Consider the following 16,616-nt stretch of genomic DNA (forward strand, 5'->3'; position numbering starts at 1 on the left):
TTACTCAACTATTCTATCTCAAAGACTTTTTAATTTCAAGATTTTTTTGTTGTTTTTTTGTTTTTCTTTCGTCCTTATCTCTTGGACAAGTAATACTATATCACCTTTGTTATTTATGGTCAATACCTTTTTAAAAAAAATTTAACTTTATTTTGCAATTTTATGTTCATATGTATATGCTCTTTCTTTATTTCTAACTTTAGTAACTCTCTTAGCCTTTGGAACATCCACATTCTGACATATTCTTAGTGCATCTTTGCAAAAGTAAAACATAATATCGAAAATTAAAAAAGTTACACATATTAAACATAACCAACCCATCATTTGAGACATTTAAATCCCCTCCAAAATTTTATTTTATAAGGTATTCTTTATTTTTATACATCTTTCCTTTACAAAAATTCTTCTATATATTTTCATAATAAATTTATTTAAGTTATTTTTTATCATTAAGAACTTTGAATCTGCACAATTAGTTAGTAATTTTTAATATTTTCTGTAAATTTAATAGTGATTTCGCTTTATATTTTTCCAAATAAAAAAAGATTATACTGAAATAATTTAATTTTAATATATTTCTTCATTCCTAATAAATTAATAAATTGATTTTTAGCATTAAATTTATAAACTATTGGATATTTCACTTATTATTAAATATAAAAAAGCTCTATAGATTAAACAATTCAATCTATAGAGCTTTATATTACGAAGATTACTCTTCTATTTTGTTTTGATTGCTATCTATTGGCTTCATTGTTGGGAATAAGATTACGTCTCTTATAGATGGAGAGTTAGTTAATAACATCATAACTCTATCCATACCTATTCCAAGTCCACCTGTAGGAGGTAAACCTACTTCTAGTGCATTTATGAAATCTTCATCCATGTCACAAGCTTCATCATCACCTAATTCTTTCTTTCTCATTTGATCCATAAATCTTCCTTTTTGGTCGATTGGGTCATTTAATTCAGAGAAAGCATTAGCTAATTCCCATTTATTGGCAAATGCCTCAAATCTATCAGTTCTTCTTGGGTCTTCAACATTTCTTTTAGCTAATGGAGATACCTCAACTGGATGATGAGTTATAAATGTAGGTTGGATTAATTTATCCTCTCCAAACTCTTCGAATAATGAGTTTATAACTTCCCCTCTTCTCATTCCAGGAGTTATTTCTATTCCTTTTTCTTTAGCTACTGCTAAAGCTTCTTCATCTGTATTTATAGTAGAGAAATCTACACCAGTGTACTCTTTAACACAATCTTCCATAGTCATTCTCTTCCATGGAGGAGTAAAGTCTATTTCAGTACCTTGGTAGTTTATTTTCATGCTTCCTGTTGCAGCTTCAGCCATGTGAGCTATAACATTTTCAGTTATTTCCATCATATCTGTATAATCTGCATATGCTTGATATAATTCTATAGCAGTATACTCTGGGTTATGCTTTATAGACATACCTTCATTTCTGAACATTCTTCCCATTTCATATACTTTATCAAATCCACCAACTATAAGTCTCTTTAAGTATAACTCATTAGCTATTCTTAAGTACATTGGTATATCTAATGTATTGTGATGTGTTATGAATGGTCTAGCATTTGCTCCACCAGCTATAGTATTTAATATAGGAGTCTCAACTTCTAAGAATCCTCTAGTATCTAAATAGTTTCTTAAAGCTTTTATAGCTTTAGTTCTTATTACGAAAGCTTCTTTTACTTCTGGATTAACTATTAAATCAACATATCTTTGTCTATATCTTAAATCTTGGTCTTTTAATCCATGATATTTTTCAGGTAGTATTTGAAGTGATTTAGATAATAAAACAACCTCATTAGCTTTTACTGATATTTCTTCTTTTTTAGTCTTAAATACTTCACCTTCAAGACCTATTATATCTCCTAAGTCATATGTAGAGAATATAGCATACTCTTCTTCACCTATTCTATCTAATCTAACATAACATTGGATTCTTCCTTCATGATCTTGAACATCTATAAATCCAGCTTTACCTTGGATTCTTTTGCTCATTATACGACCTGCTATCTTAACAACTTTTCCTTCAAAGTTTTCAAAGTTATTTTTTATTTCCATAGAATCACTAGTTCTATCGTATCTACTTTGATGGAATGGGTCTCTTCCCATCTCTTGTAATTTAGCTAATTTGTCTCTTCTTACTTGAAGAACTTCACTAAGATCTTCTTGTATTTGATCGTTATTCATTTGTTTCCCTCCCGAATTATCTTCTTATTTCTAGTATCTCGAATTTAGCAACACCATCTGGAACTTGAACATCTACAACATCTCCTATAGTTCTTCCTAAAAGTGCTTTTCCTACTGGAGATTCATTAGATATTTTTCCATCATATGGATCTGCTTCTGCTGAACCTACTATAACATATTCAACTTCTTCGTCAAATTCAACATCATTAACTTTAACTATAGATCCTATAGTTACAACATTAACGTCTATTTTACTTTCATCTATGATAACAGCTTTTCTTATCATATTTTCTAACTTTAATATTCTTTCTTCCATTTGAGCTTGCTCATTTTTGGCTTCATCATACTCAGCATTTTCTGATATATCTCCAAAAGATATAGCTACCTTTATTCTATCAGCAACTTCTCTTCTTCTTACAGTCTTTAAAAACTCTACCTCATCTTCTAACTTCTGGTATCCTTCTTGAGTTAACAATATTTCTTTCTTATCTTCCATAACCCCTACAACTCCTTCTTTATGTACTTGGGATTTCTCCCAAATTTATTTTTTAAATTTATATTCTTAGTTTTAATTTATGCGCTATATTATAAGTCACTATTATTCTAATGTCAAGCAGTCCTGCATGTATCCATTAAGCTTAGATACTACTTCTTCATAGCTTTCTATTTTGTTAATTTCATCTCTTACTCTTGCTGAATTTCTAAGACCTTTTAAATACCAAGCAACATGTTTTCTCATTTCCCTTACTGCTACATATTCTCCATGTTCTTCAACTGCTAAACCTAAATGTTTAATTGCTGTGTTTATTTTTTCTTCAATAGTAGGTTCTGGTAAAATTTCCCCTGTTTGCATATAATGGTTTATTCTTTTGAATATCCATGGATTACCCTGAGCACCTCTACCTATCATTATAGCATCACAATTGGTTTTTTCTAACATATTTATCGAATCTTCTACTGTAAATACATCACCATTTCCTATAACTGGTATACTTATATTTTGTTTTATTTCAGATATTATATCCCAGTCAGCTTTTCCTGAATAGTATTGCTCTCTTGTTCTACCATGTATAGCTAATGCACTTATGCCACACTCTTCTGCTATTTTCGCAATTTCTACTGCATTTATAGTATTATCATCCCAACCTTTTCTTATTTTTAATGTCACAGGTTTTTCAGAATTTTTCACTACCGCTGTTAGAACCTCTGCAGCTAACTTAGGATTTTTCATAAGAGCAGACCCATCTCCATTTTTTACAACTTTAGGTGCTGGGCATCCCATATTTATGTCCAATATCTCATTAGGATACTCATTCATAATATTCGCTGCTTTTCCCATATATTCTGGATCTGAACCAAATATTTGAACAGCCACTGGATGTTCTTCTTCCTCTATCTTTAACATTTTTTTAGTATTTTCATCATCATAGCATAAAGCTTTTGCATTTATCATTTCTGTATAAAGCATTCCGCAGTTTTGTTCTTTACATATTAATCTAAAAGGAAGATCTGTAACACCTGCCATAGGTGATAAAAAAACTTTATTTTTTAATTCAACATTACCTATTTTCATTTTTAGTCTCCTTCTCTAAATTGCTATTTTATATTATATATATATCCAAAAGTTTACCCATTATCACAAAAAAGGAACTGGGTTTATAACCCAATTCCTTACTACTATTCTTTATTTTTATCGTATATAACTCTTAACCCTTCTAAAGTTAAAAATCTATCTACACTATCTATGCTTTCAGTCTCAGATGCTATTAGATTTGCTAATCCACCTGTCGCTATTACCTTAACTTCATCATGATTTAATTCTTTTTTCATCATTTCTATTATTTTTTCAACTAAGCCTACATATCCATATATTATTCCAGACTGCATAGCAGACACTGTATTTTTACATATAGTGCTACCTGGCTTTGCTAGTTCAACTCTAGGAAGTTTTGATGCTCTTTGGAATAATGCTTCACTTGAAATCTTAATACCTGGAGCGATAGTACCTCCTAAGTATTCACCTTTTTCAGATATAGCACAGAAAGTAGTTCCTGTTCCAAAATCGACTATTATTAATGGGTATCCATATTTTTCAATTCCTGCCACTGCATTAACTATTCTATCTGCTCCTACTTGTTTAGGATTATCATATTTTATATTTAAACCTGTTTTTATACCAGGTCCGACAACCATAGGCTGTTTATTACAATATTTTAAACAGAAGTTTTCAAGAGAATGCATAACATTTGGTACAACAGACGATATTATCACATCTTCTATATCATTCATATCCATATTTTCATATTGGAATAAATTTCTAATTAACATACCGTATTCATCAGATGTTTTTTCTTTGTCTGTGTTTATTCTCCAATGTTTGATTAATTCCTTATTCTTATATATACCTAAAACCATATTGGTATTTCCAACGTCAAATACTAAAAGCATAAATTTACCTTCTTTCTATCTTTTAACTGTCTTAAGTACAGTGACAACTGATCCCACTATAATGGCCGCTAATATCGCTTCTGCTAGTGCATTAGCTCCTACTATCCCAAATATTATATAAGCAGGGCTATATACATTAGCATCCGGATTAGCAGATATAAATGCCTCTGCAAATCTTTGTGCGTATAATATATATGTCATACCTAAAACTCCACCAGTATTAACAAGCGTTCCAATAACTCCAGTTATTGCTGCTGGTATAGTTTTTAGTTTATTACCTTTTGGTTTTGATTCTAATAGTTTATTGAATCTTTTACTTACAAAAACATAAGTATAGTACGATGCTACCCCTATTAACATTCTTGGTAATATAGATACTAACGGATTCATAAATATAAAGTTTGTAACAGTTGGACCTGTAATCGCCCTCATTAAACTAGTTGCCCCAAATATAAAACCTATAAAAGCACCTGCTAGTGGACCTTCTACTATGGCCCCTATTATAACCGGTATATGCATTATTGTTAAATTCACCACCGGATTTATAGGTACATAACCTATAGGAGTCATTGACATAATTATAGATATAGCTGATAACATACCTATAACTGTCATCTTCCTTACATCAAGTTTTTTTACTTCTCTACTTTGGCTAGTAGTATTCATAAAAGCACACCTCCGTTCCAGCTCATAAAAGATGCCGGACTTCTAAAATTATTTATTTTTTTTACTTGCATAGTCTGACTCTAATTATTTAGATGCCAGCTATAACAAAATAATTTTATCAGTAGGTAATAACATTGTCAATAATGCTTATTTTTGATGTGCCTCTTTATACGATAATATATTATTTACACTATTTGCATTCTTTATTGCATTAATAACACTCTTTTGAACAACTTCTGTAGCTAAAGAACCTAATAAAGTTATATCTGCTTCAACTTCTCCTGTTGCCATTGTAAATATAGTATCTCCATCATGAGGAGTATGTATTGGAAAAATAGATTTAGCATATCCATTGTGTGCCATCTGAGAAACCTTCTTACAACCTGCTTTATCTAGTTTAGCATTAGTAGCTACTACACCTATAGTTGTATTATCAATATTAAATCCACCCTTATTAATTCCCTTTTTCATAAGTTCATAACTATTTAAAATTTTTGTTTTATCTTCATTTAATACTCCTGCTATTACCTTACCATCTTCATATACATCTCCAAATGCATTTACAGCTATTAAAGCAGACACTATAAGACCATTATCCAATTTTATAGAATAACTTCCTATTCCACCCTTCATTGCAAAATCAAGTCCTTTTATTTTACCCACAGTGGCTCCACAGCCTGCACCATAGTTACCTTGATTTAATACTGTTTCACTTGCAACTTGACAAGCTTTATAACCCATGTCTAAATCTGGTCTACATTTAGGATTCCCTACTGCTAAATCAAATAATACAGCCCCTGTTACTATTGGTACTTTTGCTACACCAACATCAAATCCTATATTTTGCTCCTCTAAATATTTACTGACTCCACATGTACATTCAAGTCCAAATGCAGATCCTCCTGATAGCACAACAGCATGAACTTTTTGTATCATATTTACTGGATCTAATAAATCAGTCTCTCTTGTTCCAGGCCCACCACCTCTAACATCTACTCCACAAGTTGCTCCATTTTCACATATAATTACTGTGCATCCTGTTAGACCATGTATATCTTCTGCCTGTCCGACTTTCAGGCCTTTTACATCTAATATGTTGTTATACATATCCTTTAATCCCCCTTATAGAAACCTCACCAGACATAATTTCTCTTATAGTTTTATCTTGTTTTTCTACAATTAAATTTCCATCTTCATTTATATCTAAACACTTAACTTGCTCTTTATTATCTCCATTTAGTATATATATGTCTTTTCCTATAATTGCTGAGTACTGTCTACATATTTTCAAAGTCTCTTCTTTAGAGTTATTTTTTACATAGTCTATGTATAATCTTTCAAATTCATCTAATATATTTCTAACTATATCTACTCTTGAAACCTTATAGCCTTCTTTATATAAAGAAGTTGCTATATCACATATTTCCTGGGAAAACTCCATAGTTTTCACATTTATACCCATTCCCAACACAATATGATTTACTCTTTCAATTTCAGCTGATAATTCTGTAAGTATTCCTGATATTTTCTTATTATTTAGTATTATATCGTTAGGCCACTTTATAAGCGTTTTTACCCCAAGATTATTTAAGGCTTTTACTATCGATGCACCCGCTATTAAAGTTATAAATGGTGCTTTATAAGGCATAATATCTGGTTTTAATATAATACTCATCCATATACCATCATGAGATTTAGAATGCCACTGTCTGCCTAATCTACCTTTTCCCTTTGTTTGTTCTTCACTAATTATTACTGTTCCATCTTCTTTTTCATTGGCTATTTTCTTAGCGTAATCATTAGTTGAATCTATCGTTTGAAAATGTATTATATTACGTCCTATAAATTTTGTATTTAAATCATGACATATATTTTGATGTGTAAGTAAGTCTACAGGCTTTTCAGCTAGCCTATATCCCTTTTTATTAACTGATTCAATGTTGTATCCTTCTTCTTTTAAAGTTTTAATATGTTTCCATACACCAGCTCTAGATATTCCTAATTGTTTAGATAATTCTTCACCTGATATGAATTCATTTCCTTTATTTAATATAATTTCTATTATTTTATTCTTCATATTACACCTCGTCTTAATGTAATTTATCTTTCTAATAACTAATTATACCTTTAATCATGCTTATTTATAAATATTTTTCTAAAAAAGAAAATAGGGCCTATGTAGGCCCTATTAAATCAATCTATTTATCATCTAAATCTTTAGTATCTTTTACCTTATCTAGTTTAACTAAATTCACATTAGATTTTTCTTCTTTATCTTGACTTTCTAGTGTCATTGCAAGTGAATTATCTTCTGTTTCAGGCATTTCTAAAGATAATTCTTTATTGAATGCTTTAACGAATTGTTCTGAATCTAAAGTCTCATACACTAATAAAGCTTGCGCTACATAGTCTAATCTATCCATATTCTCTTCTAAAATTCTCTTACACTCTTTATATGCAACATCAACTATTTTTTTGATTTCCTTATCAATTTCAAATGCAACCTCTTCAGAGTAATTTCTCTTAGATGTAAAACTATTCCCTAAGAATACTTCATCTTCATTATCACCAAATACCATCGGTCCAAGCTTTGTACTCATTCCGTATTTAGTTACCATCGCTCTTGCAGTTTGAGTAACTCTTTCTAAGTCGTTAGATGCTCCTGTTGATATATCATCTAAAACTAACTCTTCAGCAACTCTACCTCCAAGTGCCATTATAATAGTCTCTTTCATCTCTTTTTTAGTTCCATACATCTGATCTTCTTTTGGAAGTGGCTCTGTAAATCCACCAGCTCTACCTCTTGGTATTATTGTAACTTGATGTAGAGAACTTATATGAGGAAGCACATGCATACATATCGCATGACCTGCTTCATGGTATGCTGTAAGTTTTCTATCCTCAGGGCTTACAACCCTAGATTTTTTAGCTACCCCAACCATAACCTTTGTTATAGCTTCTTCTATAGTTCCCATATGAATTTTCTTTTCTCTTCTTCTAGCTGTAAGTATTGCAGCCTCATTCATTATGTTTTCTATATCAGCAGGAGTAAATCCTGGTGTTCTTCTTGCTAAAACAGATGGTTTAACATCATCTGCTAAAGGTTTATTTTTAGAATGAACTTTAAAGATAGCTTCTCTACCTTTAACATCTGGCGCTCCAACAACAACTTCTCTATCAAATCTACCTGGTCTAAGTAACGCTGGGTCAAGTATATCAGGTCTATTTGTAGCTGCCATTATTATTATCCCTGGATTTATTCCAAATCCATCCATCTCAACTAATAATTGGTTAAGAGTTTGCTCTCTTTCATCATGACCTCCGCCAAGACCAGCTCCTCTTTTTCTACCAACTGCATCAATTTCATCTATGAATATTATAGCTGGTGCATTTTTCTTTGCTTGTTCGAATAAGTCTCTTACTCTAGAAGCCCCAACCCCAACAAACATTTCAACGAAATCAGATCCACTTATGCTAAAGAACGGTACTCCTGCCTCACCTGCAACTGCTCTTGATAAATAAGTTTTACCAGTACCAGGAGGACCTACCATAAGTATACCTTTTGGTATTCTTGCACCTAAATCAATATATTTTTTAGGATTTTTTAAGAAATCAACAACTTCTTGTAAATCTTCTTTTTCTTCATTAAGTCCAGCTACATCCTTAAATGTAACCCTTGTCTTTTCATCATCTTTATGTACTTTAGCTTTAGATTTACCAAAGTTCATAACTTTTCCGCCTCCACCTTGAGACTGATTCATAAATACAAACCATAATATTAACATAAAGAATATTAATAATAATGTTGGTAACATTTCTACAAACCAAGGTGCAGATGGTTTTGCTTCTCCACTAAATATTAATTTGCCTTCTTTAGATTGGGCTAATACCTCATCAGCAAGTTTATCTCCCATTACCTCTTGTGGCACGTATGCTCTAAATTTAGTATTTTTATCTTTTATTGTTCCCTCTACAGCTGTATCGCTTATAAAGTGTAATCTTGATATATTTCCATCAGTTAATTCTTGATATACTTTAGAAAATTCTAGATTTTGTACTTTTTCTGCTGGCTTACCTGAAAACTGCACTATTCCTACTATTATTATTAATATTAATAAGTAGAAACCTATTCCCTTGAAAAGTTTATTCAAAAGAAGCCCTCCTTTCATACGTTGTTTTTATTCTATAGTTTCTTAAAGCTAACCTTTAAGACTTCTTTTGTATTTGAATCAATTTTATAGTTTTCACTGATTCTATTATCCCCTACACACATTATTCCCTCTTCATCAGTAATTATAGGAATTTTGCATCTATCTTCTCTTGGGATTTTTAAATCTATGAATAGTTCTTTAATTTTTTTGCTTCCTCCAGCAAGTTTTATTTTATCTCCTTGCTTTCTATTTCTTACAATTATACCTCCTTTTATCTTATTAAAATCAAACCCTTTAGATGTCTTATCTATTTTTATACTTCTGTATCTATCTATACTCATTGTCTGGGTTTCCATAATTAAGTTTAGCTCTTTTAATTTAATAAATCCGTTACTAGGTATATTATAACAAAATTCTATTTCTTCATTAACAATTTCTTTTGTAGTTAATATTATGATATTTTTTCTTCTATATGCAAACATTCCTCTTGGAAGAGTAATTTTTTTATCAATTTTATTTTCGTTTTCTAACTCCATAACATCTTCTATATGTTTTTGATCAACAAAATTAGTATCTCCTAATAGTTGTTTTATACCTTTTCTTAAAACTCTCGTTTTTATAGCATTATGTAAATTAACATATTTTTGTAAGTTTATTTCTACAGAGTCTTGGTTAACTTTACAAACTTCCTCAAATTTAGCGTTAGCTTCATGGTCAATGTAATCGCTATCATTTCTTAAGCTACTACTCATCCTTACTATAGATTCTATTACATTTGGGTTAAAATTATCCTTCATATAAGGTATTAATTCTAATCTAATTTTGTTTCTAGTATATATACTCTCTAAGTTCGTCTGATCTATTCTAGGATTTAAATTATGTTGTTCACAGTATTTCTCTATATCAATTCTATCTATATCTAGTATCGGTCTAATTATACCATTTTCTCTAATATATTCTATCCCTCTTAAACCTTGAAGTCCTGTTCCTCTCATGATGCGCATTAATATAGTTTCTGCTTGGTCATTTTGATTATGACCTATAGCTATTTTATTAGAATGTGTTTTTTTCTTAATTTCTTCAAACATTTCATATCTAAGTTTTCTAGCTCCTTCTTCTACAGACAATCCATGCTTATCACAATATTCAGGTACGTTAATAGATTTTACAAAAAATGTAATACCCATTTCTTCACATATTCTTGATATATATAAAGCATCTTTTTGTGCTTCTATTCCTCTTATTTGATGATTTAAGTGTGCTGCATATACTTCTATATTCATCTGTTCTTTTAATCTTTTAAGTATGTGCAGTAAACAAACTGAATCTGGTCCTCCTGAAAGACCTAATACAATTTTATCTCCTTCTTCTATCAAATTATATTTATTTATAGTACTTTGTACCTTTTCAAAAATCATATTTATACCTCTTACACTTAGTTTTTATTAACTTTTATGTATAGTTTCTATAAAAAAACTATAAACCCTTGTATCTTTTTCCAAAAGATATAAACTTTAATATAATTATTATAATACCAAATAAACCAAATAAAAGGTAGTGTTTTAAATACCTTTATTTAATTTATATTATTAAACATTTATGTATCTTTTTTATAAATATACTTTATTCCTTAATTTCTACTATTATTTCTATAACATTTCTTCCTTGGAATAAATCCATTATTTTAATATCATATTCTACATTTATCTTTATACAATTTTCTTTAGATTTATCTATATTTAGCATTTTAGTATTTGTCTCTATTATAAATAATCCTTGTGGAGTTCTATATTTTGATACATGGCTATTTCCTTCACTTAGGACCATTACAGAGTTAGTGTTTCCAAATTTTTTTATACTAACTTCATTATCAGATATTTTTATAGTAGTTGTAACTTTTATACCCTCTTCTTCTTCTTTATATACAACAAATGTATCATTGTTTTTATTATATATATCAGCATCTGCATTTACTTTTATAGTATCCACATGTCCTTTTTCATCATATTGCTTAGTAATTATGCTTAATGTTGCATCCATATTAATTTCCTCCTAAATAAGTATAAACTTTAGGCCTGTAAGGCCTAAAGTTTATATCAATAACATTAGTATTTTTGTATTTCTACATTTTTTATATTTTCGATTTCTTTTTTTAGAAATTCTCCTGCTATATTAGCAAACTTTTCTGGTATATCAGAAACATAGTATTCATATGAAACTTTTGAGTTATTATTCATTAAATCTTGATTTTCTAAAATTTTCTTTAAATCTATAGCTGTTTCTTTAGCAGGATTAACTAATTTTATTTTTTCTCCAACAACTTCACCTATAGTTCTCTTAAGTATCGGATAGTGAGTGCATCCTAGTACTAAAGAGTCTATATCTTGCTTAATTAACTCATCTAAATATCTCTTAGCTGTTAAAGTTGCTATATCAGTATTTGACCATCCTTCTTCTACTATAGGCACGAATAAAGGACATGCTTTATCTATTATTTTTATATCTTTATCTATTTTTTCGATTTCCAGATTATATGCCTTAGATGTTATAGTTCCTTCAGTTCCTATTACACCAACAATTTTATTTTTTGTAGAATATGCTGCTGTTCTAGCTCCTGCCTCTATAACTCCTATTATAGGTATATCGTATTTTTCATTAGCTTCTTTTAGCGCTCTAGCTGTAGCAGTATTGCACGCTATGACTATAGCCTTTACATTTTTGGAAAGTAAAAAGTTTATTGCCTGAAAAGTATACTTTATGATCGTGTCTTTTGACCTTGAACCATAAGGAACTCTAGCTGTATCCCCAAAGTATACTATATCTTCATTAGGTAATATTTTCATTATTTCCTTTAAAACAGTTAAACCGCCTAGTCCAGAATCAAATACACCTATTGGTCTATCACTCATTAGTCGCACCCTCTTTACTTTTTTGAATCTATCGCTAATTTTATAAGCTCATCTATAAGGTTATGGTATTCTAATCCTGTAGCCTCCCACATCTTAGGATACATACTTATATTAGTAAACCCTGGTAAAGTATTTATTTCATTTATAAATATTTCTCCAGAATTTTTATCTATAAAGAAATCTACCCTAGAAAGCCCTTTTCCATCGATTGACTTAAATGCCTCTATAGCCATCCTTCTTATATTTTCCATATCTTCTTCACTTATACTCGCTGGTATTTCATAAGTAGATGTTCCATTTATATATTTATCCTCGTAATCATAGAAGTCTTTAGCTGGCTTTATTTCACCTGCTATAGATGCCTCAACTTGATCATTTCCAAGAACTGCTACTTCTATTTCTCTAGCATTTATACCTTGTTCTAATGCTATTCTAGAATCGTATTGTAGTGCCTCATTAATTCCAGTTAAAAGTTCTTCTCTATTATTAGCTTTTGATATTCCTACACTTGACCCTAGGTTAGCTGGTTTAACAAATATTGGGTAGTTTAATTGACCTTCTATTTTATCTAATTGACCTTCTTTATCTCTATTAAATGACCATCTATTAGTATCTGTGTAATTAACTTGAGGTAATCCTATTTCGGTAAATACTTTTTTACATATAAGTTTATCCATACCTACACTTGAAGCTAAAACTCCACATCCTACATATGGTATTTGGCTTATTTCGAATAATCCTTGGATAGTTCCATCTTCGCCATATGGACCATGTAAAACAGGGAATAATACATCTATTTTTTCTACATGACCATCTTCAAATAATATTCCAACTTCTTTATTTCCTGATGGAACCAAATTAATTTCTACATTTTTATTAGCTAAATTAACCCATTCTCCATTTTTTATATTTTCTTCATTACCTTCATAATACATCCATTTTCCATCTTTAGTTATTCCTATAGTTAAAACATTATACTTATCTTTATCAATGTGTTTATATATTGAAGCTGATGATAATAGAGAAACTTCATGCTCTCCTGATTTACCACCAAATATTAACGCTACGTTAAGTTTTTTCATAATTGTACTCACCCTCCTGGTGTATAATTTTATCATTATCAAAATATTATATGTCTTTTATCTTCTAAATGATTATTATAGTTTATTTTAACAAAAAAATAAAGAAGCAAAAGCTTCTTTATCTAAATTTAAGCATTTTATTTAACTATTTCGCAAAAACATGGTTTCCTATTCTCATATATGGATCTAAAGTTCTTATCCATTTGCATGTAGCTATATCAGGATTCCAAAAGTATATAGCCTCATTAGTTGGGTCTAGACCATATAAGGCTTCCCTAGCTGCTCTATATGCACTTTCTGATGGCTGCATGTTTATTGACCCATCATTTACTACTGAAAATGCATTTTTTTGATATATAACATCTTTTATGTTATTTGGGAACCTTGAATCTTTTACTCTATTTATAACTACTGCAGCTACTGCTACTTGACCTTCATAACTCTCGCCTCTAGCTTCTCCTGTAATTAATTTAGATAGTAATAATAATTCCTCATTAGTTATACTTATTACTTCTTTTCTTTGTTCAACCGTATTACTTTTTACAGTTGATGGCTTCTCATTATTTTGTATATTCGTTCCTTCTGCTAATACTTGTTGCGTAGGAATAAATACATAAATCGAAACTAATAAAGATACTATTAGTTTATAGCACCTATCCATAGTTAATGTCACTCCTTTTTGATTTGTAAATTTTTAGAATAATTTATCTAGTATTTCAACTATTTTAAACTTAACTTGTACTCTGCTTGTTTGAGCTTTATCCTTTTGAGTTATTAATTCATACTCTTCTTTAGTTAAAACTTCTTTTAATCTTTTATCTGTTTCTTTATCTATTACTCCACTTTTATCATCTACAAAGCATAATGGAGGAAACATTACACACCACCAATTTCTACCTTGACCTTCTCCAATAATTATTCTTAATGCTTTATACTCTCCTGCTGGTAGTACAATATTTGAGTATTGTTTAGTTGGAAAATTAGTGTACTCTATTCCTATTTTTACATCATAGCTATAACCATTTTTATTAATAATATCTTTACTTATTTTTTCTAATTGTTTATATTCACCTTTTATAATTTTTTCACTTTCTTTTATATTGCTTGATTTAATTAACTTCGGTTGTAAGTATTTTATAATTGCATCTCTTACTTTTAACTTTAATTCTTGATCTTCATCAGAATCACTATTTGCTATAACATGAAATCTTATTAATTTTTCTTTATAATTTTCAGATATATCATCTATCTTTTTTACTTCCCCACTTATTGTAATAGTCATAACTCCTATTACACATATTAAACTTAAAATTAATATAGTTAATCTTATTTTTACCTTTTTCATTAAATATATCCCCCTCAAAATATTTCTATTTTGAGTATGTCCAATATTTATTTTTTTATACAAAAAAAGATAGGCCTACTCACACGTATATTAAATCATTGACTATTTGTGTGTGAGTCTTCTATCTTTATAAAAATCAGTATTATACCATTGTATAAATATTTCATTAAATATCTTTATTATTCATAGCTCTTTCAATCATAAATTGCTCTGCTTTTTCTATATGCTCTCTAGCATATTTTTTAGCAAGCTCATTATCTCCTTTTTTTATAGCATCTAATATAAGCTTATGTTCATTTACTATACTAAGAGATGAATCATAGTCTGATATATATGTAACTCTAAATCTGTACACTTGCTCCCATAAAGAATTTATTAATTGATGTAACTTTTTATTATTTGTTGCTTTGAATATACATTCATGAAATTCAACATCCTTTTTAAGCAATGTATCCACATCTGAGGCGATAGTAAGCTCTTCAAACTCTTTAGATATTTTTTCAAGCTTTTTTATATCGTCTGGATTTATTCTCTCCGCTGCTAAAGATGCTGCTAAACCTTCTAAACTAGCTCTTATTTCTAACACATCAATTATATCCTTTAACGACATATTAGCTACATATGCTCCTTTCCTAGGAAGCATAACAACTAGTCCTTCTAATTCTAACTTTCTTATAGCTTCCCTTACCGGAGTTCTACTTACTCCTAACTGCTCCGCTAATTGAACTTCCATAAGTCTTTGACCTGGCTTTAATTTCCCCTCTAATATAGCTTCCCTTAAGTTTTCAAAAACTACGTCTCTTAACGGTTTATATTCATCTAAATTCAATTTGTTTAAATTATCCATTAACCTCAACTCCTTTTTCACTGCTCTTAACAACGTATACTTGTTCATATTTTTTAAGTAAATCCTCTTTACCCTTTAAAGCATCTTCTTCGTTTTTAAACAATCCAAAAACTGTTGGCCCACTACCACTCATCATAGAACCTAATGCATTATTGTTCATCATTATTTCTTCTATATCTTCTATCTCCTCGTGACGTTTACCAGTTACACTTTCAAGTACATTTACCATATATTTTGCTACAGATTCTATATCTTCTTTTTCTAAATAATTTATCAAGTTCTTATTATTTGGTCTACTTTGAATGTTATTTAAGTCTAAACCTTCATAAACTTCTTTGGTAGATACAAATAAATTAGGTTTACACACCAATATACTAACATTATGCGGTAGCCCTTTAATATATGTAAGTTTTTCTCCTACTCCAGAAGCTATGGCCGCTTTTCCAGATATACAATACGGTACATCTGCACCTAATAAAAATCCTATTTTTTGTAAATCTTCTTGTTCTAGATTTAGGTTCCAAATTTTATTAAGTCCCACTAAAACCGCTGCTGCATTTGAGCTACCTCCGGCCATTCCTGCTGCTATAGGTATATTTTTCTGTATAAATACCTCTATTCCTTTATTTATATTAAATTTACCTTGTAGTAATTTAATAGCTTTATAAACTATGTTGCTATCATCTAAAGGTACGTCTTTGCTATTACTTTTTATAATTATATCATCCGTACATAACTCTTTTATTTTTATGATGTCATACAAATCGATCGTCTGCATTATCATTTCGACTAAATGATATCCATCTTCTCTTTTCCCCAGTACATCTATTGATAAATTTATTTTAGCCCTACTTTTTAATTCTATAGAATTCATTTTAGCCTCCTTGATACATAATATAATGCATGCATAACTACTAACATTATACTACAAAAAATAAGATAATAGGGGA

The 16,616-nt window shown here is 29.7% G+C and carries 17 protein-coding genes; all 17 read right to left on the bottom strand.

Annotation, left to right across the window (positions count from 1 at the left end):
- Window positions 1–147: 147 nt before the first annotated feature.
- Complete coding sequence (locus BN899_RS15295; protein ID WP_042277226.1) at window positions 148–333, bottom strand: hypothetical protein; 186 nt, start codon at window positions 331–333, stop codon at window positions 148–150.
- 379 nt (window positions 334–712) lie between these two features.
- The gene (lysS, locus tag BN899_RS15300) at window positions 713–2,218 is read right to left on the bottom strand and encodes a lysine--tRNA ligase (RefSeq protein WP_042277228.1); all 1,506 of its coding nucleotides are present in this window, start codon (window positions 2,216–2,218) and stop codon (window positions 713–715) included.
- A 16-nt stretch (window positions 2,219–2,234) separates the two neighbouring features.
- Complete coding sequence (gene greA / locus BN899_RS15305) at window positions 2,235–2,714, bottom strand: transcription elongation factor GreA (protein WP_042277230.1); 480 nt, start codon at window positions 2,712–2,714, stop codon at window positions 2,235–2,237.
- Window positions 2,715–2,816: 102 nt separating this feature from the next.
- A complete protein-coding gene (dusB, locus tag BN899_RS15310) occupies window positions 2,817–3,791 on the bottom strand; it encodes a tRNA dihydrouridine synthase DusB (RefSeq protein ID WP_042277233.1) in 975 nt (324 codons plus the stop codon).
- 104 nt (window positions 3,792–3,895) lie between these two features.
- A complete protein-coding gene (locus BN899_RS15315) occupies window positions 3,896–4,666 on the bottom strand; it encodes a type III pantothenate kinase (RefSeq protein WP_042277235.1) in 771 nt (256 codons plus the stop codon).
- Window positions 4,667–4,681: 15 nt separating this feature from the next.
- The gene (locus BN899_RS15320; protein ID WP_042277237.1) at window positions 4,682–5,332 is read right to left on the bottom strand and encodes an ECF transporter S component; all 651 of its coding nucleotides are present in this window, start codon (window positions 5,330–5,332) and stop codon (window positions 4,682–4,684) included.
- A gap of 147 nt (window positions 5,333–5,479) precedes the next feature.
- Window positions 5,480–6,439, bottom strand: coding sequence for a P1 family peptidase (locus tag BN899_RS15325; protein WP_042277239.1), 960 nt, complete (start codon window positions 6,437–6,439; stop codon window positions 5,480–5,482).
- A complete protein-coding gene (locus BN899_RS15330; RefSeq protein ID WP_042277241.1) occupies window positions 6,432–7,409 on the bottom strand; it encodes a biotin--[acetyl-CoA-carboxylase] ligase in 978 nt (325 codons plus the stop codon). The genes BN899_RS15325 and BN899_RS15330 overlap by 8 nt, the downstream gene beginning before the upstream one ends.
- 121 nt (window positions 7,410–7,530) lie before the next feature.
- Window positions 7,531–9,483: an ATP-dependent zinc metalloprotease FtsH gene (gene ftsH, locus BN899_RS15335; protein ID WP_042277244.1), complete on the bottom strand. Its 1,953-nt coding sequence runs from the start codon at window positions 9,481–9,483 to the stop codon at window positions 7,531–7,533.
- Between the two features lie 32 nt (window positions 9,484–9,515).
- On the bottom strand, window positions 9,516–10,901 hold the full coding sequence (gene tilS / locus BN899_RS15340; protein ID WP_042277246.1) for a tRNA lysidine(34) synthetase TilS: 1,386 nt from the start codon (window positions 10,899–10,901) through the stop codon (window positions 9,516–9,518).
- 205 nt (window positions 10,902–11,106) lie between these two features.
- Entirely contained in the window at window positions 11,107–11,523 is a 417-nt protein-coding gene (locus BN899_RS15345) for a DUF1934 domain-containing protein (protein WP_052356879.1), read from the bottom strand.
- A 65-nt stretch (window positions 11,524–11,588) separates the two neighbouring features.
- On the bottom strand, window positions 11,589–12,392 hold the full coding sequence (gene murI / locus BN899_RS15350) for a glutamate racemase (protein WP_042277249.1): 804 nt from the start codon (window positions 12,390–12,392) through the stop codon (window positions 11,589–11,591).
- A 14-nt stretch (window positions 12,393–12,406) separates the two neighbouring features.
- Entirely contained in the window at window positions 12,407–13,474 is a 1,068-nt protein-coding gene (locus tag BN899_RS15355) for a D-alanine--D-alanine ligase (RefSeq protein WP_042277253.1), read from the bottom strand.
- Between the two features lie 145 nt (window positions 13,475–13,619).
- Complete coding sequence (locus tag BN899_RS15360; RefSeq protein WP_042277256.1) at window positions 13,620–14,135, bottom strand: cell wall hydrolase; 516 nt, start codon at window positions 14,133–14,135, stop codon at window positions 13,620–13,622.
- Window positions 14,136–14,168: 33 nt separating this feature from the next.
- Window positions 14,169–14,819 (bottom strand): stage II sporulation protein R, encoded by a 651-nt coding sequence (gene spoIIR, locus BN899_RS15365; RefSeq protein ID WP_042277259.1) that lies wholly within the window; start codon window positions 14,817–14,819, stop codon window positions 14,169–14,171.
- Between the two features lie 166 nt (window positions 14,820–14,985).
- Window positions 14,986–15,666: a GntR family transcriptional regulator gene (locus tag BN899_RS15370; protein ID WP_042277262.1), complete on the bottom strand. Its 681-nt coding sequence runs from the start codon at window positions 15,664–15,666 to the stop codon at window positions 14,986–14,988.
- On the bottom strand, window positions 15,659–16,540 hold the full coding sequence (gene ispE / locus BN899_RS15375) for a 4-(cytidine 5'-diphospho)-2-C-methyl-D-erythritol kinase (RefSeq protein WP_042277264.1): 882 nt from the start codon (window positions 16,538–16,540) through the stop codon (window positions 15,659–15,661). Before ispE ends, BN899_RS15370 begins: the two co-directional genes overlap by 8 nt.
- Window positions 16,541–16,616: the final 76 nt, after the last annotated feature.

It is taken from the genome of Faecalimicrobium dakarense, assembly GCF_000499525.1.
GTDB lineage: Bacteria > Bacillota > Clostridia > Peptostreptococcales > Peptostreptococcaceae > Faecalimicrobium > Faecalimicrobium dakarense.

What these genes read in the sequence shown, in the direction of transcription:
- BN899_RS15295 (WP_042277226.1), bottom strand. Translation starts at nt 333, where the DNA reads ATGTCTCAAATGATGGGTTGGTTATGTTTAATATGTGTAACTTTTTTA.
- lysS (WP_042277228.1), bottom strand. Translation starts at nt 2,218, where the DNA reads ATGAATAACGATCAAATACAAGAAGATCTTAGTGAAGTTCTTCAAGTA.
- greA (WP_042277230.1), bottom strand. Translation starts at nt 2,714, where the DNA reads ATGGAAGATAAGAAAGAAATATTGTTAACTCAAGAAGGATACCAGAAG.
- dusB (WP_042277233.1), bottom strand. Translation starts at nt 3,791, where the DNA reads ATGAAAATAGGTAATGTTGAATTAAAAAATAAAGTTTTTTTATCACCT.
- BN899_RS15315 (WP_042277235.1), bottom strand. Translation starts at nt 4,666, where the DNA reads ATGCTTTTAGTATTTGACGTTGGAAATACCAATATGGTTTTAGGTATA.
- BN899_RS15320 (WP_042277237.1), bottom strand. Translation starts at nt 5,332, where the DNA reads ATGAATACTACTAGCCAAAGTAGAGAAGTAAAAAAACTTGATGTAAGG.
- BN899_RS15325 (WP_042277239.1), bottom strand. Translation starts at nt 6,439, where the DNA reads ATGTATAACAACATATTAGATGTAAAAGGCCTGAAAGTCGGACAGGCA.
- BN899_RS15330 (WP_042277241.1), bottom strand. Translation starts at nt 7,409, where the DNA reads ATGAAGAATAAAATAATAGAAATTATATTAAATAAAGGAAATGAATTC.
- tilS (WP_042277246.1), bottom strand. Translation starts at nt 10,901, where the DNA reads ATGATTTTTGAAAAGGTACAAAGTACTATAAATAAATATAATTTGATA.
- BN899_RS15345 (WP_052356879.1), bottom strand. Translation starts at nt 11,523, where the DNA reads ATGGATGCAACATTAAGCATAATTACTAAGCAATATGATGAAAAAGGA.
- murI (WP_042277249.1), bottom strand. Translation starts at nt 12,392, where the DNA reads ATGAGTGATAGACCAATAGGTGTATTTGATTCTGGACTAGGCGGTTTA.
- BN899_RS15355 (WP_042277253.1), bottom strand. Translation starts at nt 13,474, where the DNA reads ATGAAAAAACTTAACGTAGCGTTAATATTTGGTGGTAAATCAGGAGAG.
- BN899_RS15360 (WP_042277256.1), bottom strand. Translation starts at nt 14,135, where the DNA reads ATGGATAGGTGCTATAAACTAATAGTATCTTTATTAGTTTCGATTTAT.
- spoIIR (WP_042277259.1), bottom strand. Translation starts at nt 14,819, where the DNA reads ATGAAAAAGGTAAAAATAAGATTAACTATATTAATTTTAAGTTTAATA.
- BN899_RS15370 (WP_042277262.1), bottom strand. Translation starts at nt 15,666, where the DNA reads ATGGATAATTTAAACAAATTGAATTTAGATGAATATAAACCGTTAAGA.
- ispE (WP_042277264.1), bottom strand. Translation starts at nt 16,540, where the DNA reads ATGAATTCTATAGAATTAAAAAGTAGGGCTAAAATAAATTTATCAATA.